We start from the raw sequence: 25123 nt of genomic DNA on the forward strand, positions 1-25123 counted from the left end.
GTGGCGGGTGGCAGACTCGAAAGGATCTAACGTCTCCGTGACGGAGGACCCGTGCACAACCACCCGCTCCACCGGCCTCTCTTTGCTGAGTGTCTCTGCTGTAGGGCCGAGCAAGAGTTCGTCTTCACATCCAAGACGGATCACGTCATCTGCAAGAGCTGCACACGCCACCAGGGCGATACGACGACTAAGACCGTGTCCTACGTGGTGAGGCGTCGTTGGCCTGTTCATGGGGCGGCGTCCATGGAGTTGGATTGTTCCGGACGGCTTGTGGGAGATCGCATATCGAAGTCGACGGCCCACCGGCGGTTTCTGATCTGGTCGAGAGCCGGTGTCTGGGGCCGCCTGCATGAGGCGGTGCTGCACCAACTTGACGACGTCGGCCTCATCGATGTCACCCGCGTCGTCCTCGACACCGCCCACGTCAGGGCTAAAAAAGGGGCGAACACACAGGTCCGAGCCCCGTGGACCGCGGCAAGCCGGGTTCCAAGATGCACGTCCTGTCGGACGCGAACGGACTGCCCCTTCTCGTCGGTGTCTCGGGCGGCAACACGCACGACAGTGAAGGGCTGAAGCCGATGCTCGAGGGTCACCAAACGAGACACGACCCTCATCGGGGCCGGTACTTCAAGCCTCAGCGCCTGCACGCAGACAAAGCCTACGACCGTGCCGACCTGCGGAAATGGTTACGTGGCAAACGCATCGGGGTCCGGATCGCGCGCAGGGGTATCGAGTCCAGCGAACGGTTGGGCCGTCGCAGGTGGGTGATCGAGCGCACCATGTCGTGGCTGTCCGGCTACCGCCGACTCAGCCCCCGCTACGAGCGAAATCCCCGCAACTACCTGGCCTTTCTCGGACTTGCCGCAGCCATCTGCTGCTACAAGCGACTCGTTCGCCTCACCACGTAGGACACGGTCTTAAACTGCAAGTGCCGGCCGCCCCCTTCGGGTGCTCGTCGGCCAGCATTGACAGCCCGAAACGGCCGACGCGATGGCCTAAGCGGCGAAATGACTCGAGATGCGATATGGGGGGACGGAGAGGACAATAGGAGGTGGCGGCTCGACGCGAGGAGCCATTCCAGCGTTGAGCTCGGCCTACCACAACCCCAATGCATTGGGAGGGTGACCATGGCCACTCATCAGGAAGAACAAACCAAGCCGATCACAGCCCCAGCGGACGGTATTGAACTCAGTGAGACTATTCGAGATCTCGGAGATCGCCACGGGTCGCCGATCGAATTCGACTTCAACGGCCCATTCTTCGCCGGACACTGCAAGCTGGCTGCTGGCGTCCTCCTCGTGTTTCCCGATGGACACGCGACGTGGTTCACGAGGGATGTCATGTCGACGGCTGGAGATGACTCATGGCTCGCAACGTTCGAGCTCTTCGATGACCATGGAGTGTCGCTCTGGCGTTTCGGGCGCATCTCCTCTCCGAGCCTTTCGCCTCCCTTCGCCGTGATCACGTGGGATAGCGAAAACCAGCTCTTCTTCCCGTCGTTCATCTTCCCGAGCATTGCCCGAGCCTCAATGACTTATCACTGCTGACGGCTTGGGTCACGCCGTAGCGTCAACGGCCGGGCACTGTGGTGGTGCTGGCGGGCAGTCCCTGGGTTGTGGGGCGGGCGTACCGAGAAGCCGCTCGGGACGGCCGCCCCTCGCGCTGTCCGCCGGGAGCGTGCAGCTTGGTGGCCGCCAGGTGGTCCGCATAAGACCGTGTCCTACGTGGTGAGGCGAACGAGTCGCTTGTAGCAGCAGATGGCTGCGGCAAGTCCGAGAAAGGCCAGGTAGGGCTGTCCCGTAATGATCTTTTGGTTGGAGGCAGAGAGGTGTTGCCTCCTCAGCATCGTGCTTGATGCCCTCGCGCGCCGGGTATCGCAGGCGCATGCAGGCATGGGGAGAGGCCGTGTGTGCGGGACCGCGGTGGGAGACTTTTCTGCGGGGTGTGGTGAAGCGGGCGCTGGCGGGAGAGGAGCCGCAACCGTGGTGGGTGCCGCGGCGCGTGCTGACCGTGCTGTCGGCCGATGTCGACGACACTGCCGGTGTCGGGGCGATCTGGATCCTGTGGCGTCCGAAGTCATCGCGGATGCGTGAGCACATTGCGCTCCTGGAGTGGTTCGGCAAGCAGTGGCGGTACGTCGAGGGCGGCAGCGGCTCCGGAGACGATCCTGTCGACGTTGATGTGCTCGACGTGCGCAATGGCGGGGGCGTGCTCAGCCTCACCCGCAGCCTTGACCCTCCGCGCTCCCTCGTCGCGGCCCCATGGATCAGTTGCGTCAAAGTACGCCTCGGGCAGGACGTGGGGCAGGTCCTCATCGGTGCCCGCCGGATCGAGATTCCCGAGCAGCGCCGTCTCGTTGCTGTATGGACGTCGCCCCAGAGCAGCCGTGGAGCCCGTCCCGTCATCGTGGCCCTGGGACGCGACGGCGCCGAACTCTCCCGCATGGGCCCCCATGACAGCCTGGACACTCATACCTGGGCGCGACTGAGAGAGGAGTCGTAGCCAACCTGCTTCCTGGGTCTCTGTCGTACTGGCTGTCCTGGCTGTTTCCTGCCGGTCACCCAGCGAGAGTGAGGTTGTGCAGGCGAGCGATCCCGAGCATGGCGTGGTGGACGCCGGCGTCCTTGAGGCGGCAGTCGCGCAAGATCTTCCAGGTCTTCATGCGGGCGAAGGTGTGCTCGACCCGCGCGCGGACCTTGCGGTGGGAGGCGTTGTGGTCTTCTTTCCAGGCCGGAAGGTCGCCCTGACCTGGTTCGCGTCGGTGCGGGATGACCAGGCCGGTGCCTCGGTAGCCACCGTCGGCTATCACCGTGGTGCGGCCGACCACGGCCGCAGCGCCGGACAGGTCCCACGCCTTGCAGTCGTTGCGGTTGCCGGGTACTGGCTTGCCCACGGCGACGACGAGACGGGTGTCAGCGTCGATGACGACCTGGTGGTTGGTGGAGTACCGATAGTTCTTCGACTGCTCGGCGATCGTGTGATCGCGGGTGGGGATCAGGGTGCCGTCCACTATCAGCACTGTCTCCTTGCGGAACCGCTGGCGCTGTCGAAGGGCGAGTAATGGCCCGAGATGATCGATGATCCGGGCGGCAGCAGACTTGGACACCCCGAAGAGGGGGGCGAGCTGCCGCAGCGTCAGGTTCGTCCGCCAGTACACGGTGACCAGCAGAACCCGGTCCTGCAGCGGTAGGCTCCACGGCCTGCCCTTGCAGGCCGGGGCCACACCTTCGCGCCGTAGCGCGGTGACCAACTTGCCGAACTGCTGTGGGCTCAGTCCGGTGAACGGGGCTATCCAAGACGGCTCTGACGCCGTGATCACACCAGACACGGCAAGATCATCGCATCGAGCCGGCCTGCCCCTGAGCAAGGTCCCTCGCCTCAGCGGAACTCGTGGACTACCTGGATCTCGCCGACAATGTGGGCGTTGAAGTCGTCCAGCTCCTCGGCCGGAACCCAGAGCTCGAGGATCGTCTGCCCGCCGGCCTGCTGGATGGGATACCGGCTCAAGAACTCCGACTCGACCTCAAAACGAGTGACGAACCCGGCGCCATCGTGCTTCACGTTCCAGTCCCGCGCGATCCTGACCGCGTAGTCCTCGTTGAGGACCGGGTAGAAGATCGGCTGCTCGGGCAGCCGGGGCGGCCAGGCACGCCAGTTCAGCTCCCGAACCAGATCCAGCTCCTTGGGGCCGGTGGGGCGCCACAGGGTCGTCGTTGCTTGCTGGCTGGTCATCTGCATCGCTCTCTGAACGTAGACCGCCGGTACGGCGGGTCGGGAGACTGGACGATACCGGCGCCGCGGACTCAGCAGCTACGCAGTTTCCACACCCTGACCAGGTCCGTAACCAGCAGTTACGGGACAGCCTTTAGGCGCGCACCATGGACAGGACGCCGCAGGATGGTTTGAGCGGGTCGGTGACGCGGTGGTGGCCGACCTTGGCGAGTGCATCCGTACAGGCGTCGTCTACGGACCGAGAGGCAGCGACGCGAACGCCGTGGTCTATGCCGGCGAACTGGCGGGTGAACGCTACTGCGTCGATCGCATCGGCCGGCAGAACTGGCCGACGGCCGCGCAGTTCATGTGCGCGAGCTGCATGACCGCACGCGCGACCGTGTGGGACCACTGCCACACTCACGGCTTTGTACGCGCACCACTGTGCAATCGCTGCAATACACGTCACTGGCGTGGATGGCGGCCCCAATACGGCCGAGCACCGCACAGCCGCAATCTTGATGACAGCTACTACCGCTTGTGCCCCAGGCACACCGACACGTGGAGGCAGTGCAGCGCGTAGCTCCCTTGACCGCTCTTCCTTGGAGGCGTCGTCCAGGTCAGCCGTCCTAGCTCCGTCTCAGTTTCCGTCTCGTTCGTAGCCGTGCGCGGCCGTTCAGGACCGTTCGCTCAGCCTCGCCAGCGGTGCCGCCGCACGGGATTGAACGCCTCTGAACAACCTCGAATCACGCCCTGACCAGCACCGACAAACCTGCAAAGCGAGTTACGTGGGTTCGATTCCCGCCACGGCCTCTATCTGGGTGACCAGGCGGACCAAAAAGGTCGGCGCCCTGCCTCCAAAGGCAGTTGAGGCGTCAAATGCCGACGTCAGGGCCCAAGTGGACACATTGCATGGTGCTCGCTACCGTCGAATGAGCGACGCCACAAGTGCTGGGACAGCCCGCACGCAGGAAATCGGTCGTCACAAGTCGGAGTCCCCGGGCCCTCATGGTGCAGGCGCATCGCGTGTGGATACCGCCGTCTGGACCGCGACCGCCTCCGCAGGAACGTGTCCTGATACCAGGTCGAGGCACCATGTGCGCTTTCCATCTCGAAGAAAGAGGACAGCCATGCGCGCGAAGCGAGTCGTCGCGGTCGTGGTGAGCCCCGTCGCCGCAGCACTGGCGTTCTCGCCGGCGCTGATGACGCAGGCGGTGGCCGACACCACACAGACGTCGGCAGTGTCCGCCCCGCAGGTCCCCAATGCCAAGAGCCCCGCTAAACAGGGCTCCACGGACGGGAACAAGGCCGGCAAGAAGGACGGCGAGAACTGCGACTACAAGGCGAGCTACAACCCCTCGGCGAAGAAGGGCAGTTACAGCAACTCGCAATTCAGCCAGTACAAGAGCTCGTACAACTCGGCGTACGACAGCGCCTACAACACCAATTTCGACGAAAGCGCCTGTGAGGACTAGCGTTCACCGCCCGCAAGGGTGGCGCGCCCACCCTTGCGGAGTCCGTCCCCGCTACAGCACCCCGCCCGCCTCGTCCTGGAAAAGCTCCGTCCAGTAGTGCCAGTCGGCGTCCGTCGTGACGGGGGTGGGGTCGATGGCCGCCAGGGTGTGGAGCATGGTCGCGGCGAGCTGGTCGTAGGCCTCGGTGGTGAGTTCGTGGTTCAGGTGCTCGTCGATGGTGCGCTCGTGGTGCAGGAGCCAGAGGGTGTAGGCGAGCGTGGAGATGTCCGTGTTGAGGGGGTAGAGGGTCGCCTCGGGCTCGGAGAAGTTGAGGATCGCGCCCGTGGTGCCGTCCACCACGAGGCTGTTGTCCTCGATCAGGTGGCCGAGGCGTATGAGCCGGTCGGCGTGGGGCGGGAGGTCGTCCAGGGGGAAGCCGCCGGGGTGGATGTCGCTGAAGTACTCCCAGAGGGTGGGGAGCGGGGCGTCCGGGTCGAGGTGGAAGAGGACCGCGTCCTCCGGAAGGCCGGTCTCGCGCAGGAAACGGCGGGTCGGCTCGTGGGTCAGCGTGGGCGGGAAGTCGACCTCCTCGAAGCGGGCCACCCGGCCCTGCCCGAACTCCTGGTCCAGCAGGCGCACCGGCAGGTCGACGGCGAGCCCCGAGTCCGTGCCGGGGCCCGCGACCAGGCTGAGGGGGCGGATCAGGGCCGTCGCCTTCCAGTACGGCGGGACGCGGCCGGACGTGCCCTCCTCGAAGAGCTCCAGGAGTTTGCGGGAGGCCTCGGTCGCCGCCTTGGTGCCGTAGGTCCCGGCGAGGGAGGCGAAACGGCCGCGCAGGCCCGTCAGTTCCTCGGTGACCGCGGCGAAGCGCAGCAGCGTCTCCAGCGAGGGCGCCAGCGGGCGCGGGTCGGTGGGGTCGATCAGGTAGGCCGTGCTGATCTCGCCGGTGCCGCCGTCGAGGAGGATCGACTCGGTGTCCAGGCCGGCCGGGGCCAGCAGCTCCCCTATCACCAGGCGGTCCCGGAGCTCCTCCGCGAGCCGGGCCGGGCCGTCCGTGACGTCCGCCAGGGTGCGCAGGCCGATGGTGCGCAGCGGCTCGAACGTCAGCAGGCCGCCGCTGTCGGGCAGTGCGGCGGCGCCGGTGAGCCAGACGCGTGTCGGCTCGTGTGTGATGTACCGCTCCAGTTCGGCCTCGGTCAGCGTGATCGCCGCCGTACCGCCGCCGGTCGTGCTGGTCGTGCTCATCGCCGCCCCCGCGATCAGAGAGTTCAAAAAATTCACGTCGTATGAGAAGTCTGATGGAAAGTCCGGTGGAGAGTCCGTTGGACGGGTGTCCCCCACTGCCCAGAACACTACGCCGCGGCACTGACAACGCCCCGCAGAAGAGACGTCAGGCGACCCTCGTCCGTTCCGTCCCGGCGAGAATCGCTGCCACCGTCTGCTCCACGGTGAGCATCGAGGTGTCCAGCCACAGACCCAACGGCTCGGTGTGCCGGCGTAGTTCCGCGTCCAGATCGGCGACGGTCCACTCGGGCCCGTACCCGGTCTTGGACCGTCCGGCCTCCCGTTCCGCGACGGTCTCGGGGCTCGGGGCGAGGACCACGACATGCAGCGGGCGGGTGCGGATGCGTCGGACGTACGACGTCAGCTCCGGGCCCAGCAGCACGTCCTGGACGATCGCCGTGAAACCGGCCTCGGCGTACGCGTCCGCGGTGGCCGCCGACAGCCGGTACCGGAGGTGGAGTTGGGCGGTGGCCTCCGGTGAGGCCCCGGGCGTGTACTCCTCCCGTCCCGACACGATCATGCGGCGGAAGGCGTCACCGCGGACGTGCGCCGCCCGGGGCAGGCGCTCGGCCAGCGCCTGCGCGACGGTCGACTTGCCCGCCGCCATCACCCCGGCGATGACCACGACTCCCGACAGGCTCACTGGCCCGTGACCACCGCCGCCTGCGGGCGGATCGGCAGGCGGTTGACCGGGCGGCCGGTGGCCGCGCGGACGGCGGAGGCGACGGCCGCCGGGGACGTCACCACCGGCACCGCGCTGACCGACTTGGCGCCGAACGGGGCGACCACGTCCCGTTCCTCGACCAGCTTGACGATCCGGATGTCGGGGGCGTCGAGGGCGGTCGGCAGGGCGTACCCGGTGAGGTCGGGGTGGCGGATCAGACCGCGCGGGGTGCGCAGGTTCTCCGTCAGGGCGATGCCCACGCCCTGTGTGACACCGGCCTCGATACGCGCGTTGAGCTGCGCCGGGTTGAGGATCCGGCCGACGTCCTGGGCGACGGCGAGCTCCACCACCCGGACCGACCCGAGTTCGATGTCCACGTCGACGACCGCGCGGATCGCGCAGAAGGCGAGGCCGACGAAGGCGTCACCCTGGCCCTCGGCGTTCAGCGGCTCGGTCGGATGCGGGCGGCACTGGGCGGTCGCCCACAGCTCCTTGCCGTCCAGCGCCTCGGTGACGGTGGTCGACAGGACGCCGTCGTACGACGTGATCTTGCCGTCGGTGATCTGGAGCAGTTCGGTCGACATGCCGAACTTGTGGGCGAGGGGTTGCAGGAGCTGGGTGCGGACCATCTTCGCGGCGCGTTCCACCGCGCCGCCCGAGACCCAGGTGTGCCGGCCCCGGCAGCCCGCGCCCGCCGGGGGCTGGTCGGTGTCGACGGGCGCGACATGCACCTCGTCGATGCCGAGGGTCTCCTGGACGATCTGGCGGGCCAGCGTGGTGAAGCCCTGACCGGTTTCCACGGCCGCGCAGAGCACGGTCGCGATGCCGTCGTGGACCTTGACCGTGGCCGTCGAGACCTCGTCGGCGCCCTCCGCGCCGAGCATGTGGACCATGCCGAGGCCGTAGCCGACGCCCCGGCGCACCGCGCCCGGCTCGCCCGCGCCTTCGGGGCCGCCGGGCAGCAGCCACTCGTCCTCGGGCGTGTCCTTGGGCAGCGCGGGGAGCGGGAAGTCCTGGACCGCCTGGAGGAGTTCGGCCACGGGCGCCGGGCAGGTCACGGTCTGGCCGATGGGGAGGACGTCGCCGGTGGCGAGCGCGTTGCGCAGGCGGATCTCGGCGGGGTCCAGGCCCAGCTTCTTCGCCAGTTTGTCCATCTGCGCCTCGTACGCGGCGCACACCTGCATGGCGCCCTCGCCGCGCACATGGCCCGAGGGCGGGTTGTTGGTGCGGACGGCCCAGCCCTCGATGAAGGCGTTGGGCACGACGTACGGGCCGCAGGCGAAGGAGACGGCCGCGGCCAGCGACTCGGCGGAGGTGTCGGCGTAGGCGCCGGCGTCGAGCAGGACCTGCGCCTCGACCTTGATCAGTTTGCCCTCGGCGTCGGCGTGGTGCCGGTAGCGCAGCAGGGTGGGGTGGCGGTGGGCGTGGCCGAGGAAGGACTCCTCGCGGGTGGCGGTGAGCTTGACCGGGCAGCCGGTCTTCAGGGCGAGCAGGCCGAGCGGCAGCTGGAAGCCCTGGTCCTCGCGGTCGGCGGTCGCGCCGGGCACACCGGTGACGACGATCTTCACCTGTTCGAGCGACAGGCCGTAGCAGGCGGCGGCCGTGTTGCGGTCGGTGTGCGGGTCGGTCGAGGCCATGTACAGCTCGACCCCGCCGTCGGGACGGGGCACGGCGAGTCCGGCCTCGGCGCCGATGGGGGCGGGGTCGGCGCGGCCGATGCGGTACTGGCCCTCGACCACGATCTCGCCGGTCGCGTCCGGGTCGCCGTGCTGAAGCGGGATGTGCCGGATCAGGTTGCCGTCGGGGTGCAGCGGCTCGGCCTCGAAGGACTGCTCCGGGTCGATGACCGGTTCGAGCACCTCGTACTCGACGATGACGGCGGCGGCGGCCATCCGCGCCGTGTCCGGGTGGTCCGCGGCGACGGCCGCGATGGGCTCGCCGTGGTGACGTACCACCTCGGAGGCGAAGACCGGGCGGTCCGGGGTGCCGCGGCCGTGGCGCGGGGTGCCGGGGACGTCCTCGTGGGTGACGACGGCCCGTACGCCGGGCATCTCGCGCGCGTGGCTGGTGTCGATCGACACGATGCGCGCGTGCGGGTGCGGGGAGCGCAGTACGGCCGCCCACAGCAGGCCCTCGGCCCACAGGTCGGCCGCGTACGGGAAGGTGCCCTCGGTCTTCGCGCCGGCGTCGGCGGCCGGCAGCGACACGCCGAGGCCGTGCGGCAGCGGCTCGGGGGCGGGGACGGGGGTCTCCGCGGCGGTGGTCGTGGTGACGGTCTCGTTGGTCACGCCTGGCCTCCGTCCGGGCCGTAGGGCTGGTCGTCGTAGCTCTGGCTCTGGTCGTCGAACGACTGGTTGCCGCCGAACGTCTGATTCCCACCGAAGGACTGGTCGCCGTCGAACGACTGGTTGCCGCCGAACGTCTGATTCCCACCGAAGGACTGGTCGCCGCCGAAGGACTGGTTGCCACCGTACGACTGGTCGTACTGCTGCTCGTGCGGAACCCGGATTCCGGCCCCGAAGGTGCCCGGGGAGTCGAACGCCGACGCGTGGACGCTGCCGGCGCCCGGTCCCGCCTGATGCGGAATACGGGCCTCGCCGCCATCCGTCTCAGCGTCGGCGGCGGTGTGTGTCTCGCGTTCGGCGACGACCTCCTGGACGGCGTCCAGGACGCCCCGGTAGCCGGAGCAGCGGCAGAGGTTGCCGCACAGGGCCTGACGGGTCTCCAGCTCGGAGGGGGCCGGGTTGCCTTCCAGCAGGTCGTGGAGGGTCATCGCCATGCCGGGGACGCAGAAGCCGCACTGGACCGCTCCGCAGCGGGCGAGCGCGCGCTGGACGTCGGAGGGCCGGCCGTCCGTCGCGAGGCCTTCGACCGTGCGGACCTCGCTGCCGGCCGCGGTGACCGCGGGGACCAGGCAGGAGGCGACCAGGCGGCCGTCGACCTGGACGTTGCAGGCGCCGCATTCGCCCTGCGAGCAGCCGTCCTTGGCGCCGGCGAGGCCCAGTCGCTCGCGCAGGACGTACAGGAGGGACTCGCCGATCCAGGCGTCGGTGACGGGACGGTCGGCGCCGTTGACGCGCAGGACGTAGGAGGCGAGGGGGTGGTCGTCGACCGCCTCGGCCTCGCCTTCGGCGTGTTGCTGCCCGCCCTCGTCACCCGTGCCGCTGTCGTCGTCGGGTGCGGGTGGCCCCTGTCGGGCGGACTCGCCGTCAGCCGCCTGCGGATCGTGGGCGGGGTGCGGGCCGGCCGCCTCGTAAGGCGTGTCGGCCTCACCGGAGCCGGGCAGCGCACCGATCGCCCGAAGTTCACCGGTATCGGTCGCTTCGCCCCCTTCGCCCCCCGTCGGCACATCGGCCATAGAAGGCGCCCCGGCGGCCTGGGAGGCGGAGCCCGGGGCAAGCGTGTCACCGTGGCCCGCGGGGGGCCCAGCGGGCGATCCAGGGCCCTCCACGGGGTGTTCCCACGCCTGGACCTCCGGCGCCCACGGCGCGGCGGCGCCGCCCGGCAGGGTCGACGGCGGCGTGCCGCCCCACTGCTCCATGAGCGAGGATGTGGTGAACTCGCCCGATTCGTCCGGAGCGTCGCCGCTCGCGACCGGGATCGACCACTGGCCGGTCACATCGTGACCGGGCGCGGGCGGCGGCGGTTCCTCGTACGTCCACTGCTGCGTCGCGGCCGGGTTGTACGTGAACCGGTCGTCGGCGGGCCGCTCCTGGGGGACCGCGTTCGGGTCGGGCCACCGGCTGCCGTCGGCCTGCGCGCCCCAGGTGTCGGTGCCGGGCGCGGCCGTTATCTGCGGCGGCACATAGCCGTGTCCGGGCGCGGCCAGCGGACTGTCGGCGGACAGCAGGGCCTCGATGCCGCCCTCGGGGAGTTTCACGAACGCGGTCGCGCCGTCGTCGTAGTCGCCCTGGGGCAGCGGGTCCCAGCGGCCGCCGCCGCTCGCGGGCGCGCCCTCCGCGTGCTGGTCGTCGGTCATGACAGCGCCCTCCCCAGTGCTCGTCGGGCCAGCGCGGCGACGGTGCGCCGCAGGTGCAGTACGGCGGGCGGAAGCGGCGGCACCGAGCCGTCGGGCTCGGGGGCCGGGTCGGGGATGCAGGCGGCCGCGACGTACTCGCCGAAGGCGCTCAGCGCCTCCGGGACGAGCGCGCGGTCGTTGTCCCAGTCGATCAGCCGGGCCACCCACTGCTCGGCGTCCAGGGGCCGCAGCGGCATCGGCGCTATGGCGCCGACGGCGCATCTGACGCCGCGCCGCGCCGGGTCGAGGACGAGCGCCACGGAGGCCACCGAGCGACCCGGTCCGGTGCGGCCGGTCGCCTTCAGGAAGACCTGCGGGGCGTGCAGCAGCGGCACTCGCACGAAGCCGATCAGCTCGCCCGCGCGGAGCATCTCCACCCCGGCCAGCAGGTGCGACACCGGGATCTCCCGGCGGGACCCGCCCGGCCCCGCGATGACCAGCGTCGCCTCCAGGGCGGCGAGCACCGGCAGCGCGTCGCCGGTGGGCGCGGCCGTGGCGATGTTGCCGCCCAGCGTGCCGGCGTTGCGGATGTGCGGCGGACCGGCGGCCCGCGCGGCGGCGGCGAGGGCCGGGATCAGGGCCGCGAAGTCGGGGCGGCCCATGCGCGCGTGCGTGAGTCCGGCGCCGAGCAGGGCGTTGCCATCCTGGTACTGCCAGCCGCGGATCTCGCTGATCCGGCCGAGGCCGACCAGGGCGGCGGGCCGGAGCTGTCCGGAGTTGACGGCGGCCATCAGGTCGGTGCCGCCGGCCACGGGGACCGCGGCGGGCATGTCGGTGAGGGCCGCCACGGCCTCGTTCAGCGTCGTGGGCAGCGTGACGGCCTGCCCCGCCTGCGGTGCGTGCGTGGTCAAAACCGGCTGCCCCTTCCCGCTGCCCCACCTGGTCCCACCTGTGTGGCCGTACGGTACGTGCTCACAGGGCGGACGTGGCAACTCTGGCACATCTTCGCAAGCCTCGAACGCACGGGTCCGCTAGGAGGCATTCGCCCACCTCATCGGCGACTTGGTCCGTTTTCTTCCACCATCGCCGGTGCGCACCGATTGACACTCTTCGGTGACCCTTGGGCGCCTTTTTCCATTACGCGTTCGGGGCGGGGAGAACACCCGGGACAGACCGCAGACGGGGGCTAGCGGTTCGGGGGCGGGCCGTCGAGGGGGCGGCCGGGCACGCCGGGGCGCTGCTGCCAGGGCAGGGGGCCGGACGGCGGGCGGTAGGCGACCCCGAGGGCGTCGAGCCGCCGGTAGTGCGCGCCCATGCGGCGCTCGAAGTCGGCGAAGTCCCGTTCGCCCGGGGCCGGAAGGGCGCTCCAGGCGACCTCCGCGAAGGCGGCGAGCCGGGGGAAGGCCTGGTAGTCCACGCGCGCGTGGTCCTCCATCACCTCGGTCCAGACGTTGGCCTGGGTGCCCAGGATCCGCCGCGCCTCGGATTCGTCGAGCCCCGCGGGAACGGGCTCGAACCGGTACACGTCCTCCAGGGTGCGGACGTATCCGATCGGCACCGGCTCGTCGGCGCCGTCGGCCTGCCGGTGGTCCAGGTACACGTGCTGCTCGGGGCACATGACGACGTCGTGCCCGGCCCGCGCGGCCGCGATCCCGCCGCCGTAACCGCGCCATGACGAGACGGCCGCGCCCTCGGCGATCCCGCCCTCCAGGATCTCGTCCCAGCCGATGAGCCGACGCCCGCGCGCGGAAAGCCACTTGGCGAAGTGGCCGATGAACCAGGACTGCAGCGCGTCCTCGTCGGCGAGCCCGAGTTCCTTGATACGCGCCTGCGCCGCCGGCGAGACCCGCCACTGGTCCTTCAGGCATTCGTCGCCGCCGACGTGAATGAACTCCGACGGGAAGAGACCGAGCACTTCCTCGAACACCCCCTCGTAGAAGCGCAGGGTGTTGTCAGTGGGGGCGAGTACGTTCGGAGAGATCCCCCAGGAGTCCCAGACCGAGAGGGCGGTGGTGTCGATGACGTCCGTGTTGCCGAGTTCCGGATACGCGGCGATGGCGGCCTGCGAGTGGCCCGGCACGTCGATTTCGGGGACGACGGTGATATGCCGCTCGGCCGCGTAGGCGACGATCTCCCGGATGTCGTCCTGGGTGTAGAAGCCACCGTGCGGCTTCTCCTCCCACAGCGGGGAGGCCCGATGACCGAATTTCGTGCGCGTCCGCCAGGAGCCGGCCTCGGTGAGCCGCGGGTGGCGCTCGATGCGGACGCGCCAGCCCTGGTCGTCCGTCAGGTGGAAGTGGAAGACGTTGAGTTTGTGCGCCGCCATGAGATCGAGGTAGCGCAGGACGCCTTCCTTCGGCATGAAGTGCCGGGCGACGTCGAGCATGAGGCCGCGCCAGCGGAATCGGGGGGCGTCCTCGATCACCTGATGCGGGATGCCGTACCGGATCCCGGGGCGCACGGGGGCCCGCCGGAATGCTTCGGGGCCGAGCAGCTGGCGCAGGGTCTGGGCACCCCAGAAAACACCGGCCGGACCGCCGCCGCGGATCTCGACACCCCGGTCGGCGATCACACTCAGCCGGTAGGCCTCGGGATCCAGGGAATCGTCAAGGTGCAGTCGTACGGCGTCGCGGGCGTCCTCAGGTCCAGGTCGCAGCGGCAGCCCGACGGCCGCGCCGACCGTGGAGCGCAGCCAGCGCTCTGTTCCCTCGGTGCCCGGAGCGGCCCACAACGTGGTGTCCCCGTCGATCAGGACCCCGCACCGCATCGGCCCCTCGACAGTGCGCGGCGCCGGAATCAGATCCATCACTGAAGTCATGTCAGTCCTTGACCGCTCCGCCCAGTCCCGAGACCAGGCGTCGCTGTACGAGTACGAAGGACACCGGCACCGGAATCGTCATCACGGTGGAGGCCGCTGTCACGCCGCCCCGGTCGGGGTCGTCGGGCTTGTGGAACACCGGCGGCGCCATCGGCAGCGTGGACCGCGAAGTGCCGCTGATGATGAAGGAGTTGGCGAACAGGAAGTCGTTCCAGGCGGAGATGAAGGAAAACACGCTCGTGGCGACCAGGCCCGGCAGGACGAGCGGGAAAAGGATCTGCCAGAGAAAGCGCGACCTGCTCGCCCCGTCGATGTACGCGGCCTCCTCCAGCGCTTCCGGCAGCCCTTTCACGCACCCCCGCAGCATCCAGATCGCGAAGGGCAGCGAGAAGGCGATGTGGAGCAGGATCAGCGAGTCCAGCGCGTTCAGCAGACCGAAGTCCCGCATCTGGAAGAAGAGGGGACGGGGAGGGCCTCCACGGGCACCGTCCGGGCCACCAGCAACATGATCAACAAGGAGGTCCGGAAGCGGAACCGGAATCGGATCACGGCGGTCGCGGCGGGAAAGGCGATCAGCGCCGAGACGATGACCACACTGCCCGCGACGACCGGACCGCTGACGAAGTAACGGCCGAATTCCTGCTGCCCGAACACCCGCCGGAAGGAGCCCGGAGAGGGCGAGAGGGTCCACGGCCCGGGCCGGTCCGACTCGATCTCCCCGGCCGGCTTGAAGGCGCCCAGCACCGTCCAGTACAGCGGACAGGCGACCAGCACGGTGCCCCCCAGCGCCGCCCCCTCGGCAGCCACCCGCCCCGGCCTGCGGGCGAAGCCGCGCACAAGATTCACGACGGTCACAGCTCCTCCCTCTGCCGGCGCAGCAGCCGGTGAGGAGTGCAGGGACGTGGAGCTTCATGGAGTGGCCCTCCGGGAGCACGCTCGGACGCCGAAGAGCAGCGTTGCACTATGTGCAACGCCGATTTCGCCCTGCACAACAACACGGAGAGTACGGACAACCTGAGCAAGCCGACAAGAGGTCTTGACCACTCTGCGGCCGGGGGGACGCACCCCGTGCAACGCACGAGCACGACAAAGGCCCCGAAGCACGCCAAAGCGCGCTCGGGGCCTCGGAGAGCCGAGCAGTGGGACCAGCGGGTTACTTGTCCTTGCCCTCGCCGTCGCCGCCGCTGCCCATGGATTCGTAGATCTCCTTGCACATGGGGCACACGGGGTACTTCTTCGGGTCGCGGCCGGGCACCCACACCTTGCCGCACAGCGCCACGACGGGGGTGCCGTCGAGGGCGCTCGCCATGATCTTGTCCTTCTGAACGTAGTGGGCGAAGCGCTCGTGGTCGCCGTCGCCGTGGGACACCCGTGGCGTCGGCTCTACGAGGGTCCCCGTACCAGTCCCGCGCTCGGGCTCAAGAGTGCTCATAAATGCCAAGGGTACTGAAGCGCCCGGACAACGGTTGCGAGAAGGGGCACCGTCAGTTGAGCGAGGGGTCGTCCGGGTAGGTGGCCACCATCGCCAGTTCGTTGCGCTGGCGGCGCAGGACCTCGCGCCAGAGTCTTTCGGGGGACGGGGAGGAGACGTCGCCCGGTTCGGACTCGACGACGTACCAGGCGCCCTCGACCAGTTCGTCCTCCAGCTGGCCGGGGCCCCAGCCGGCGTAACCGGCGAAGATCCGGAGCGAACCGAGGGCCGAGGCGAGCAGCTCCGGCGGGGCCTCCAGGTCGACCAGGCCTATCGCGCCGTGCACCCGGCGCCAGCCGAGCGGGGCCCGGTCGCCGTTCCCCCCGCCGGGGATGACCGCGACACCGAGCGCGGAGTCCAGTGACACCGGGCCGCCCTGGAAGACGACCCCCGGCTCGCCGGCGAGAGAGGCCCAGCCCTCCAGGATGTCGCCGACGTCCACCGGGGTGGGGCGGTTGAGGACGACACCGAGGGAACCCTCCTCGTCGTGGTCGAGAAGGAGCACCACCGCACGGTCGAAGTTCGGGTCCGCCAGGGCGGGCGTGGCCACGAGCAGCCGCCCTGTGAGCGAGGACACCTCGGTCATGCCAGACATGATCCCGCATCTTCCCGCCGGATGGGGAGCCAATCCGGGTCCATGGGTGAATGCAGCTCAGGGCGGAAGGAAGCGCCCCCGGCGCACGGTGACGGGCGGTGACCCCATGTGTCCGGCGAGGAACCGTTCGTGTTGTGACACAGCTATGACGCGGCTGGGTGGTCCCTGGGCTTACGGGAGGGGGCCGATGGGCGATTACTCTGTCTTTCCGGCCCTGCCCAACTCCATGGAACGCGAGATTCATGACCGTCAACGACGATGTCCTGCTTGTCCACGGCGGCACCCCGCTGGAGGGCGAGATCCGTGTCCGCGGTGCGAAGAACCTCGTACCCAAGGCCATGGTCGCCGCCCTCCTGGGCAGTGCACCCAGTCGGCTGCGCAACGTTCCGGACATCCGTGACGTGCGGGTGGTGCGCGGTCTGCTGCAGCTGCACGGGGTGACGGTACGGCCGGGTGAGGAACCCGGTGAGCTGGTGCTCGATCCGACGTACGTGGAGAGCGCGAACGTCGCTGACATCGATGCCCACGCGGGGTCCAGCCGGATCCCGATCCTCTTCTGCGGCCCGCTGCTGCACCGGCTCGGCCACGCCTTCATCCCGGGTCTGGGCGGCTGTGACATCGGCGGCCGGCCGATCGACTTCCACTTCGACGTGCTGCGGCAGTTCGGCGCGACCATCGAGAAGCGGGCGGACGGGCAGTACCTGGAGGCGCCGAAGGGGCTGCGCGGTACGAAGATCCGGCTGCCGTACCCGTCCGTCGGCACGACCGAGCAGGTGCTGCTGACGGCCGTACTCGCCGAGGGCGTCACGGAGTTGTCGAACGCGGCGGTGGAGCCGGAGATCGAGGACCTCATCTGCGTGCTGCAGAAGATGGGCGCGATCATCGCGATCGACACCGACCGCACCATCCGCATCACCGGCGTGGACAAGCTCGGCGGGTACACCCACCGGGCCCTGGCGGACCGTCTGGAGGCCGCGTCCTGGGCGTCGGCGGCGCTGGCGACCGAGGGTGACATCTACGTACGGGGCGCCCAGCAGCGCTCGATGATGACGTTCCTGAACACCTACCGGAAGGTGGGCGGTGCCTTCGAGATCGAGGACGAGGGCATCCGTTTCTGGCACCCCGGCGGCCAGCTCAAGTCCATCGCACTGGAGACGGACGTGCACCCGGGCTTCCAGACCGACTGGCAGCAGCCGCTCGTCGTCGCCCTGACCCAGGCCACGGGCCTCTCGATCGTCCACGAGACGGTCTACGAGTCCCGCCTCGGCTTCACCTCCGCGCTGAACCAGATGGGTGCCCACATCCAGCTGTACCGCGAGTGCCTGGGCGGCTCGGCCTGCCGCTTCGGTCAGCGCAACTTCCTGCACTCCGCGGTCGTCTCCGGGCCGACGAAGCTCCAGGGCGCCGACCTCGTGATCCCCGACCTCCGCGGCGGCTTCTCCTACCTCATCGCCGCCCTCGCGGCCCAGGGCACGTCGCGGGTCCACGGCATCGACCTCATCAACCGCGGCTACGAGAACTTCATGGAGAAGCTCGTGGAGCTGGGCGCCAAGGTCGAACTCCCGGGCAAGGCACTCGGCTGACCACACCCCTCCCCCGGCCCAGGGCGACGCCCTCCGGCTGGGGGTCCGGGGGTCATCCCCCGGGCAGACACAGCATGGAGAAGCTCGTGGAGCTGGGCGCCAAGGTCGAACTCCCGGGCAAGGCACTCGGCTGAGAACACCCTCCGGCTTGGGCCCGGGGGGCGTTCCCCGGGCAGGTGCAGACGGTACGACGATGGGGCGGCCCCTGGTGGAGGGGCCGCCCCATCGTCGTTGTTTCAAAGCGCTCCGGCAGGGGCGCGGGGCTGAGCCGTATGTGCGGCTACCGCCACACGTGGGCGCGGCCGGCCATGACGGGCCCGCAGTCACCCACGGCGCTCCAGCGGAGCGCCTCGGCTCACTTGCCCTTCGCGGATTCCTTCAGCTTCGAGCCCGCGGAGACCTTCACGCTGTAGCCGGCGGGGATGTTGATCGGCTCGCCGGTCTGGGGGTTGCGCGCGGTGCGAGCGGCACGGTGGGTGCGCTCGAAGGTCAGGAAGCCGGGGATGGTGACCTTCTCGTCGCCCTTGGAGACGATGTCGCCGACGACATCGGCGAAAGCGGCCAGCACGGCGTCGGCGTCCTTGCGAGTCACCTCGGCACGGTCGGCCAGCGCGGCCACCAGCTCACTGCGGTTCATGTTGTTACTCCCGTGTTCTTCTTGCCATTGAGGCGTGCCACGCGGCGGAGCCGCATGTTGGGCCGGGACGCATCCTGCCCCCACCTGCGGCGGGAACGCCAATCCGGGTGCCGCCCATACCCTACGGGTGGGCCGAAGGGGGGGTTTCACGACGCGCCGGTTGTATGGCGTGGCAAGTTTCACAAACGTTTGCCTGGAGGCTGCTGCCCCCGGACCCCCGCATCATGCGTGTGCGTCGCGTGTCGGCCACCCGCCGGTGGGGGCTGCTCGCGCCCACGCGGCGGAGCCGCACATCGACACAGCCCCGCGCCCCCAGGAACCTTCAGGCACCCTTGGCCGCTTCCCGTACCGCGCCCGCCACCGCGCCCGCGACCTTGTCGTTGAAGACGCTCGGGATGATGTAGTTCGGGTTCAGCTCGTCCTCCGTGACCACGTCCGCGAGGGCCTTCGCGGCCGCGAGCATCATGTCGGTGTTCACCGTACGGGACTGGGCGTCCAGGAGGCCGCGGAAGACACCCGGGAAGACCAGCACGTTGTTGATCTGGTTCGGGAAGTCGGAGCGTCCGGTGGCCACCACGGCGGCCGTCTGGCGGGCGACCGCCGGGTCCACCTCGGGGTCCGGGTTAGCGAGTGCGAACACGATCGCGCCCTCGGCCATGGCGGCCACGTCGTCGCCGTCGAGGACGTTCGGGGCGGAGACGCCGATGAAGACGTCGGCGCCGCGCACGGCCTCCTTGAGGCTGCCGGTCAGGTTCTCGGGGTTGGTGTTGTCGGCGATCCAGCGCAGCGGCGAGTCGGCGGGGGCGCCCACCAGGTCCTCGCGGGCGGCGTGCACGACACCGCGGATGTCGGCGACGACGGCGTTCTTCACGCCGGCCGCGGTCAGCAGCTTGAGGATGGCCGTACCGGCCGCGCCGGCGCCGGACATGACGACCCGGATGTTCTCAATTGCCTTGCCGGCGCAGCGAAGTGCGTTCGTCAGGGCGGCGAGGACGACGATCGCGGTGCCGTGCTGGTCGTCGTGGAAGACGGGGATGTCGAGGGCCTCGCGCAGCCGCGCCTCGATCTCGAAGCAGCGGGGGGCGGAGATGTCTTCGAGGTTGATCCCGGCGAACCCGGGGGCGATCGCCTTGACGATCTCGACGATCGCGTCGGTGTCCTGGGTGTCGAGGCAGAGCGGCCAGGCGTCGATGCCGGCGAACCGCTTGAAGAGGGCCGCCTTGCCCTCCATGACGGGGAGGGCGGCCTTCGGGCCGATGTTGCCGAGGCCCAGGACCGCGGAGCCGTCCGTCACGACCGCAACGGAGTTGCGCTTGATGGTGAGGCGGCGTGCGTCCTCGGGGTTCTCCGCGATCGCCATGCACACGCGGGCCACGCCCGGGGTGTAGATCATGGAGAGGTCGTCACGGTTGCGGATGGGGTGCTTGGACTGCATCTCGATCTTGCCGCCGAGGTGCATGAGGAACGTACGGTCCGAGACCTTGCCGAGGGTGACGCCCTCGATGCCGCGCAGCTGCTGCACGATCTGGTCGGCGTGTGCGGTGGAGCTGGCCGCGATGGTGACGTCGATACGGAGCTTCTCGTGGCCGGACGCGGTGACGTCGAGGCCGGTGACCGAGCCCCCGGAGGACTCCACGGCGGTGGTGAGCTGCGAGACGGCGGTTCCGCTCGCGGGCACCTCCAGCCGGATGGTCATCGAGTAGGAGACGCTGGGCGCCGTTGCCATGGCCGACTTCCTTCGTTGTTCACCGTGTCGCGGGTAGTGCCGTCCGATCGTCGCACCTACCGCCCAGTAGGCGTTAGCCGGGCCGGGTTTCGTGCGTATTGTTCGCACGGAAAAGAGGCCCACGTCACAGGGTGACGTGGGCCTCTTCGACGTTCATGACACCGACCCGCCATGCTCGCCTCGCGGCAAGTGGTCGCTCGTAGCGACGAAGGTTGGGCCCGGGGGCTTGGATCGAGCCGGTGTCACGACAAGGCTAACAAACGGATCCCGCGCGGCCATTCCCGTCCGGGGACTTCACAGGAAAACCTCGGCCGAACCAGCCGAACGGGCCTGGCCGCGGCCCTGTCACCGGCCCCCCGGGTCAGTCCCTGAGCAGGTCCGGGACCCCCGCCGCGTCCGGTACGTCCCGGTCCCCCGAGACCACCGTCAGCTGCTGCGTCGCCCGGGTGAGGGCCACGTACAGCACGCGCAGCCCGGCCGGGGACTCGTCGGCGATCTCCGCGGGCGAGACGACGACCGTGGCGTCGTACTCCAGGCCCTTGGCCTCCAGGCTGCCGAGGGCCACGACCCGGTCGCCGAGCCCGGCCAGCCAGCGGGCGGCCTCGGCGCGCCGGTCCATGGCGACGACCACGCCCACCGTGCCGTCGACCAGGGCCAGCAACCGCTCGGCCTCGGCTCGTACGGTCTTTTCGAGCGAGTCGCCCACCACGCTGAAGCGCGGCTCGACGCCGGTGGAGCGGACGGCCGAGGGGGACTTGGAGCCGGGCATGGCGAGGGCCAGGACCTTCGCGGCCAGCTCGGCGATCTCGGCGGGGTTGCGGTAGTTCACCGTGAGCTCGAAGCGGCGGCGCGGGCGGGTGCCCAGGGCCTCGTCGCGGGCCTCGGCCGCCTCGTCCGGGTCGGACCAGGAGGACTGGGCGGGGTCGCCGACGACCGTCCAGGTGGCGTGCCGGCCGCGGCGGCCGACCATCCGCCACTGCATCGGGGTGAGGTCCTGGGCCTCGTCGACGATGACGTGGGCGTACTCGACCCGCTCGGCGGCCAGCCGTTCGGCGCGCTCGCGCTGCGACTCCTCGCGCATGGGCATCAGCTCCTCCAGGCCGGTGAGCTGGTCCAGCGGGTCCGCCTCGCGCTTCTTCCGGGGGCGGGCGGGGGTGCCGAGGATGGCCTGGAGCTCGTCGAGCATGGCGATGTCGTGCACGGTGTGGCCGTCCCGCTTCAGGGAGCGGGCCACCCGGCGGACCTCGCCGGGGTTGAGGATGCGGCGCGCCCAGCGGCCGAGGCGTCTCTCGTCGGCCATCGCGGTGAGGACGGCCTGCGGGGTCAGCTCGGGCCACCAGGCGTCGAGGAACCCGATGAAGGAGTCCTCGGTGAGGATGTCCTCGTCGAAGGAGGAGCGCAGTTCGTCGGCGAGCTCCGGGTCGGTGTGCCGGCCGGCCGCTCCGGAGCGGGCCCAGAGGGCGTCCAGGAGGAGCTTGCGGGCGCGGGGGCGGAGCAGGTTGACCGGGGCCGTGCCGCCCAGCGTGTTGTGCCTGATGCGGTCGAGGTCCCCGGCCTCCAGCTCAAGGCGGCGGTTGAAGGCGACGACCCTGAGCCGGGTCGGTGAGTCGTTCAGCTCCAGGGCGCCGCGGGCGGCCTTGCGCAGCACCCTCAGCATCCGGGAGGAACCCTTGGCGCGGGCGGTGGCCGGAGTGTCGTACAGGGTGGCCTCGGCGCCCTCGACGAGGGACCCGATGGCGCGGATGGCGACCTGGCCCTCCTCGCCCAGGGACGGCAGCACGCCCTCGGTGTACGCGACAAGCAGCGGGGTCGGGGAGACGATCAGGATGCCGCCCGCGTACCGGCGCCGGTCCTGGTAGAGCAGGTAGGCGGCGCGGTGCAGGGCGACCGCCGTCTTGCCGGTCCCGGGGCCGCCCTCGACGTAGGTCACGGAGGCGGCGGGGGCGCGGATGACCAGGTCCTGTTCGGCCTGGATGGAGGCGACGATGTCCCGCATGGTGTGGCTGCGGGCCTGGCCGAGGGCGGCCATCAGGGCGCCGTCGCCGATGACGGGCAGCGTGTCGCCGTCCAGGAACGCGGTCAGCTCGGGGCGCATCAGGTCGTCCTCGACCCCGAGGACCCGGCGTCCCTTGGAGCGGATCACCCGGCGTCGTACGACACGCCCGGGATCCACCGGAGTGGACCTGTAGAAGGGGGCCGCGGCCGGGGCGCGCCAGTCGATGACGAGCGGCGAGTAGTCCTGGTCGAGGACGCCGATGCGGCCGATGTGCAGGGTCTCGGCGATGTCGGCGGTGTGGTCGGCGCGGACCGCGCCCTCGGCGGGTTCCACGGCGGTGTAGGCGCCGTCGGGCCCCTTCTTGCCGTCCTTCCCGAGGAGCAGGTCGATACGGCCGAAGAGGAAGTCCTCGAACTCGTTGTTGAGCCGGTTCAGGTGGACGCCCGCCCGGAAGACCTGGGCGTCCCGCTCGGCGAGGGCGCCGGGGGTGCCTACCTGACCGCGCTTGGCCGCGTCGTTCATCAGGAACTCCGCCTCGTGGATCTTCTCCTCAAGGCGGTGGTACACCCGGTCGAGGTGTTCCTGTTCGACGCTGATCTCACGGTCCCGGACGGAGTCCTCGGCGGAGTCCTGTTCCGAACCGTGAGAGCCGACCGCGGATTGCTGAGCCTGAGCGGCCACCGGGCCCCCTTCTGACGTGCTGGGCAGCCGTCAACCGTACGCGAAGGGGGCCCGCCGAAGCTACGCGCTGACCGAGACGAGCTTCTTGCCGTCGAAGGTCATGACCTCGAAGTGGTCGATCTGGTTGGGGGTGAAGGCGGCGCCGCCGTGCACGTAGAGGGGCTCCTTGGCCTTCTCCGTCTTGGCGTCGGTGATGCCGTATCCCCAGGTCGGGACGGACCAGGAGGTCACCGTCTCGCGTTCGCCGTTCTTGCCGACGGCGATGAGCGAGCACTTCTTCGGGCCGGTGACGTTCTTGAGCTGGAGGACCGCGTGGGTGCCCCAGTCCTTCTTCTCGACGGCGACGGTCGCGGTGACGTGGGTCGTCGGGTCCGTGGCCGTCTTCTTGTCGGCCATGGTCTGGAAGGCCGCCTGGGCGGGCCCCATGGCCATGTCGGTGCCGCTGTTGCTGTCCGAGCCGCCGCCCAGCGCCACACCGGCCGCCGAGCCGCCGGCGATCAGCACGACGGAGGCCGCCAGCGCGAAGATGTTCCGCCGGCTGCGGACCTTCCGCTTCTCGGACACCTCCACGACGAGCTTCTCGACCATCCGCGGGCTGGGCCTGGCGGACAGCGACTCGCCGATGGACGGGGTACTTCCGGAACCCGGCAGATCCGCCAGGGCCGCGAGCATGGGCTCCATTCCGGCCAGCTCGTCGAGCTGCTGGGCGCACCATTCGCACCCGGCCAGATGGGCCTCGAAAGCGGTTGCCTCGGCGTCGTCGAGAATCCCGAGCGCATACGCGCCGACAGTCTCGTGCTCATTGGGCACCGGAGATTCCTGCATGGCACCAGACATACCCGAACCACCTGTGCCGAATCCGCCGTGCCCCCCGTACACACTCATCACGCCGTCACCCCCCGCTCCTCCAGAGCCAGCTTCATCGACCTGAGGGCATAGAACACCCGGGAACGGACGGTGCCGCTGGGTATACCCAGCGTTTCGGCCGCCTCGTTGACGGTACGCCCCTTGAAGTACGTCTCGACGAGCACCTCCCGGTGGGCCGGGGTCAGGTCGTCGAGCGCGTCAGACAGCGTCATCAGCCACAGCGCCTTGTCGATCTCGTCCTCCGCGGGGATGACCTCCAGCGGCGACGGATCGACCTCCTGCGGCCGGGCCTGCCGGCTGCGGTGACCGTCGATGACGATGCGGCGAGCGACCGTCACCAGCCAGGGGCGTACCGATCCGGTCGCTCGATTGAGCTGTCCGGCGTTCTTCCAGGCACGGATGAGTGTCTCTTGCACGACGTCCTCGGCGCGTTGCCGATCACCGGCGACCAGCCGAAGGACATACGCAAGGAGAGGTCCGGCGTGCTCCCGGTACAGAGCACGCATCAGCTCCTCATCAGGCTCCGAGGGCTGGGACATGCGATGTCGGGCCCTCGATCCACGTTCATTGGCCACGGCCGCATCCTTGCGCACGCCCACCTCCGGTGTCCGGGGGTTCCCCCAGTCGGTCGCTCCCCCACCGGTACGGAAGTGACTCGCGAGGTGTTCAACAAGACCTCACATTTTTCCGCGAGGTGACATGACGACCGGGACATGACCGCACATTCCCACCGCGTGATCTTTACATTTCCGACACAACGTCAAAGGCGGCCGGGTTGCCCGTACTCACCCGTCACCAAACGGAGTGTTGTCGAAATCACTTTCACGGAGCTTCGATGAAGGTCCGACAGAAGACGCGAATGGGGCGGGAGTTGAGATGCGGTGTGACGGCGGTCACGCGCGGGCGAGCGCGGCACGGCGCCGGTGCCGGGCCACCCGCTCGCGGTTCCCGCAGACCTCGCTGGAGCACCAGCGGCGCCGGCGGCCCCGGGAGGTGTCCAGGTACACGAGGGGGCAGTTGTCGCCCTCGCACTCCCTGATCGCCGCCCGCGCGACGGGGTCGGTGAGCAGCTCCACGGCGTCCCGGGCGACGGCGGCGAGCAGCGCGGCGCACTCCGGCGGGCCGGCCAGCTCCCGCACGAGGAGTCCGTCTTCGCCGGGTACGGCGCGTGGCGCCGGGGGTGCGGCGGCGCGGGCGAGGTCGTTGACGCGGCCGAGCGCGAGGTCGTACGGCCGGATCCCCGGCGTGTGCCACCCTCGTACCAACTGCCCCACATGTCCCCGCAGTTCACGGAAGCCGACCAGCCAGCCGGCGTCCGCGTGGGCCAGCGGGGTGCCCGGCGGGACGAGCCCGGATCCGGTGATCCAGACCCGCAGCGGTCCGAGCCCGTCGAGCCGTTCGCCGGGATGCGTGGTCGCGAGCAGATCCAGGCAGATCCGCCCGGCGTCGAAGCGCAGCTCGTACGCGGCCGCGGCCGTACCCAGTGCCATGTGCCTGTCACCGCCTAGGACAGGAGAACCGTTCTGTTCACAGTGCCCGGTGCGGCGGGCGGCCGGAAGTCCTCGTACCGGTGTTCCGCGGGGTTCCCGTGCGACCCCGCTCCGGGCGGGGACGCCCCTGCACGGGACGCGGGCCGTCCCCGTTCGGTCCGGAAACCCCGGCAGGCCTCGCCGCCCCC

21 protein-coding genes and 2 pseudogenes are annotated in these 25123 nt (G+C 69.9%); 6 read left to right on the top strand and 17 right to left on the bottom strand.

All coding sequences use genetic code 11. From position 1 onward, the window contains the following. Positions 1-229 precede the first annotated feature (229 nt). The 3 genes and pseudogenes from OHB00_RS20665 to OHB00_RS20675 all read left to right on the top strand — a co-directional run bounded on the left by OHB00_RS20665 (position 230) and on the right by OHB00_RS20675 (position 2502). Positions 230-908, top strand: a pseudogene (locus OHB00_RS20665) (IS5 family transposase). Between the two features lie 219 nt (positions 909-1127). Beyond that, complete coding sequence (locus OHB00_RS20670) at positions 1128-1547, top strand: DUF6294 family protein (protein WP_406436373.1); 420 nt, start codon at positions 1128-1130, stop codon at positions 1545-1547. A 454-nt stretch (positions 1548-2001) separates the two neighbouring features. After that, a complete protein-coding gene (locus OHB00_RS20675; RefSeq protein ID WP_406436374.1) occupies positions 2002-2502 on the top strand; it encodes a hypothetical protein in 501 nt (166 codons plus the stop codon). Positions 2503-2557: 55 nt separating this feature from the next. On the opposite strand, the gene OHB00_RS20680 is transcribed toward OHB00_RS20675, so the two are convergent. After that, entirely contained in the window at positions 2558-3328 is a 771-nt protein-coding gene (locus OHB00_RS20680; RefSeq protein ID WP_406436375.1) for a transposase, read from the bottom strand. Positions 3329-3378: 50 nt separating this feature from the next. Further along, positions 3379-3738, bottom strand: a complete 360-nt coding sequence (locus OHB00_RS20685; RefSeq protein WP_206307252.1) for a hypothetical protein — start codon at positions 3736-3738, stop codon at positions 3379-3381. A 256-nt stretch (positions 3739-3994) separates the two neighbouring features. On the opposite strand from OHB00_RS20685, the gene OHB00_RS20690 reads away from it, so the two are divergent. Both OHB00_RS20690 and OHB00_RS20695 read left to right on the top strand, forming a co-directional pair. After that, on the top strand, positions 3995-4294 hold the full coding sequence (locus tag OHB00_RS20690) for an endonuclease domain-containing protein (RefSeq protein WP_406445904.1): 300 nt from the start codon (positions 3995-3997) through the stop codon (positions 4292-4294). Between the two features lie 547 nt (positions 4295-4841). Continuing rightward, positions 4842-5186: a hypothetical protein gene (locus OHB00_RS20695; RefSeq protein ID WP_406436376.1), complete on the top strand. Its 345-nt coding sequence runs from the start codon at positions 4842-4844 to the stop codon at positions 5184-5186. Between the two features lie 51 nt (positions 5187-5237). On the opposite strand, the gene OHB00_RS20700 is transcribed toward OHB00_RS20695, so the two are convergent. The 9 genes and pseudogenes from OHB00_RS20700 to OHB00_RS20740 all read right to left on the bottom strand — a co-directional run bounded on the left by OHB00_RS20700 (position 5238) and on the right by OHB00_RS20740 (position 15946). Further along, the gene (locus OHB00_RS20700; protein WP_406436377.1) at positions 5238-6410 is read right to left on the bottom strand and encodes an SUKH-4 family immunity protein; all 1173 of its coding nucleotides are present in this window, start codon (positions 6408-6410) and stop codon (positions 5238-5240) included. A gap of 145 nt (positions 6411-6555) precedes the next feature. Beyond that, the gene (locus tag OHB00_RS20705) at positions 6556-7086 is read right to left on the bottom strand and encodes an AAA family ATPase (protein ID WP_406445906.1); all 531 of its coding nucleotides are present in this window, start codon (positions 7084-7086) and stop codon (positions 6556-6558) included. A 2-nt stretch (positions 7087-7088) separates the two neighbouring features. Next, a complete protein-coding gene (locus OHB00_RS20710; RefSeq protein ID WP_406436378.1) occupies positions 7089-9401 on the bottom strand; it encodes a xanthine dehydrogenase family protein molybdopterin-binding subunit in 2313 nt (770 codons plus the stop codon). Next, positions 9398-11092, bottom strand: coding sequence for a 2Fe-2S iron-sulfur cluster-binding protein (locus OHB00_RS20715; RefSeq protein ID WP_406436379.1), 1695 nt, complete (start codon positions 11090-11092; stop codon positions 9398-9400). The genes OHB00_RS20710 and OHB00_RS20715 overlap by 4 nt, the downstream gene beginning before the upstream one ends. Then, on the bottom strand, positions 11089-11982 hold the full coding sequence (locus OHB00_RS20720; protein WP_406436380.1) for an FAD binding domain-containing protein: 894 nt from the start codon (positions 11980-11982) through the stop codon (positions 11089-11091). Before OHB00_RS20720 ends, OHB00_RS20715 begins: the two co-directional genes overlap by 4 nt. Positions 11983-12257: 275 nt before the next feature. Further along, positions 12258-13889: a beta-N-acetylhexosaminidase gene (locus tag OHB00_RS20725; protein WP_406436381.1), complete on the bottom strand. Its 1632-nt coding sequence runs from the start codon at positions 13887-13889 to the stop codon at positions 12258-12260. Position 13890: 1 nt separating this feature from the next. Continuing rightward, positions 13891-14735 (bottom strand): annotated as a pseudogene (locus OHB00_RS20730) (carbohydrate ABC transporter permease). A gap of 307 nt (positions 14736-15042) precedes the next feature. Continuing rightward, positions 15043-15321, bottom strand: coding sequence for a DUF3039 domain-containing protein (locus tag OHB00_RS20735; RefSeq protein WP_406436382.1), 279 nt, complete (start codon positions 15319-15321; stop codon positions 15043-15045). Between the two features lie 52 nt (positions 15322-15373). After that, on the bottom strand, positions 15374-15946 hold the full coding sequence (locus tag OHB00_RS20740; protein WP_361333855.1) for a YqgE/AlgH family protein: 573 nt from the start codon (positions 15944-15946) through the stop codon (positions 15374-15376). A gap of 251 nt (positions 15947-16197) precedes the next feature. Between OHB00_RS20740 and murA the strand changes: the two genes are divergently transcribed. Beyond that, the gene (murA, locus tag OHB00_RS20745; protein WP_406436383.1) at positions 16198-17538 is read left to right on the top strand and encodes a UDP-N-acetylglucosamine 1-carboxyvinyltransferase; all 1341 of its coding nucleotides are present in this window, start codon (positions 16198-16200) and stop codon (positions 17536-17538) included. Positions 17539-17893: 355 nt separating this feature from the next. Here murA and OHB00_RS20750 read toward each other — a convergent pair whose 3' ends face one another. The 6 genes from OHB00_RS20750 to OHB00_RS20775 form a co-directional block, all read right to left on the bottom strand. Next, a complete protein-coding gene (locus tag OHB00_RS20750) occupies positions 17894-18175 on the bottom strand; it encodes an HU family DNA-binding protein (RefSeq protein ID WP_089106629.1) in 282 nt (93 codons plus the stop codon). A gap of 322 nt (positions 18176-18497) precedes the next feature. Then, complete coding sequence (locus OHB00_RS20755; RefSeq protein WP_406436384.1) at positions 18498-19901, bottom strand: NAD-dependent malic enzyme; 1404 nt, start codon at positions 19899-19901, stop codon at positions 18498-18500. 361 nt (positions 19902-20262) lie between these two features. Beyond that, positions 20263-22578 carry a HelD family protein gene (locus OHB00_RS20760; RefSeq protein ID WP_406436385.1) on the bottom strand — a complete coding sequence of 772 codons (2316 nt, stop codon included), beginning with the start codon at positions 22576-22578 and terminating at the stop codon, positions 20263-20265. Between the two features lie 60 nt (positions 22579-22638). Further along, positions 22639-23463 carry a zf-HC2 domain-containing protein gene (locus tag OHB00_RS20765; protein WP_406436386.1) on the bottom strand — a complete coding sequence of 275 codons (825 nt, stop codon included), beginning with the start codon at positions 23461-23463 and terminating at the stop codon, positions 22639-22641. Next, positions 23463-23984: a sigma-70 family RNA polymerase sigma factor gene (locus OHB00_RS20770; protein WP_010039908.1), complete on the bottom strand. Its 522-nt coding sequence runs from the start codon at positions 23982-23984 to the stop codon at positions 23463-23465. Before OHB00_RS20770 ends, OHB00_RS20765 begins: the two co-directional genes overlap by 1 nt. Positions 23985-24338: 354 nt before the next feature. Further along, positions 24339-24935, bottom strand: a complete 597-nt coding sequence (locus OHB00_RS20775; protein ID WP_406436387.1) for a CGNR zinc finger domain-containing protein — start codon at positions 24933-24935, stop codon at positions 24339-24341. Positions 24936-25123 lie beyond the last annotated feature (188 nt).

Origin of the sequence: Streptomyces sp. NBC_00631, from assembly GCF_045206895.1 — a bacterium.
Classification (GTDB): Bacteria; Actinomycetota; Actinomycetes; order Streptomycetales; family Streptomycetaceae; genus Streptomyces.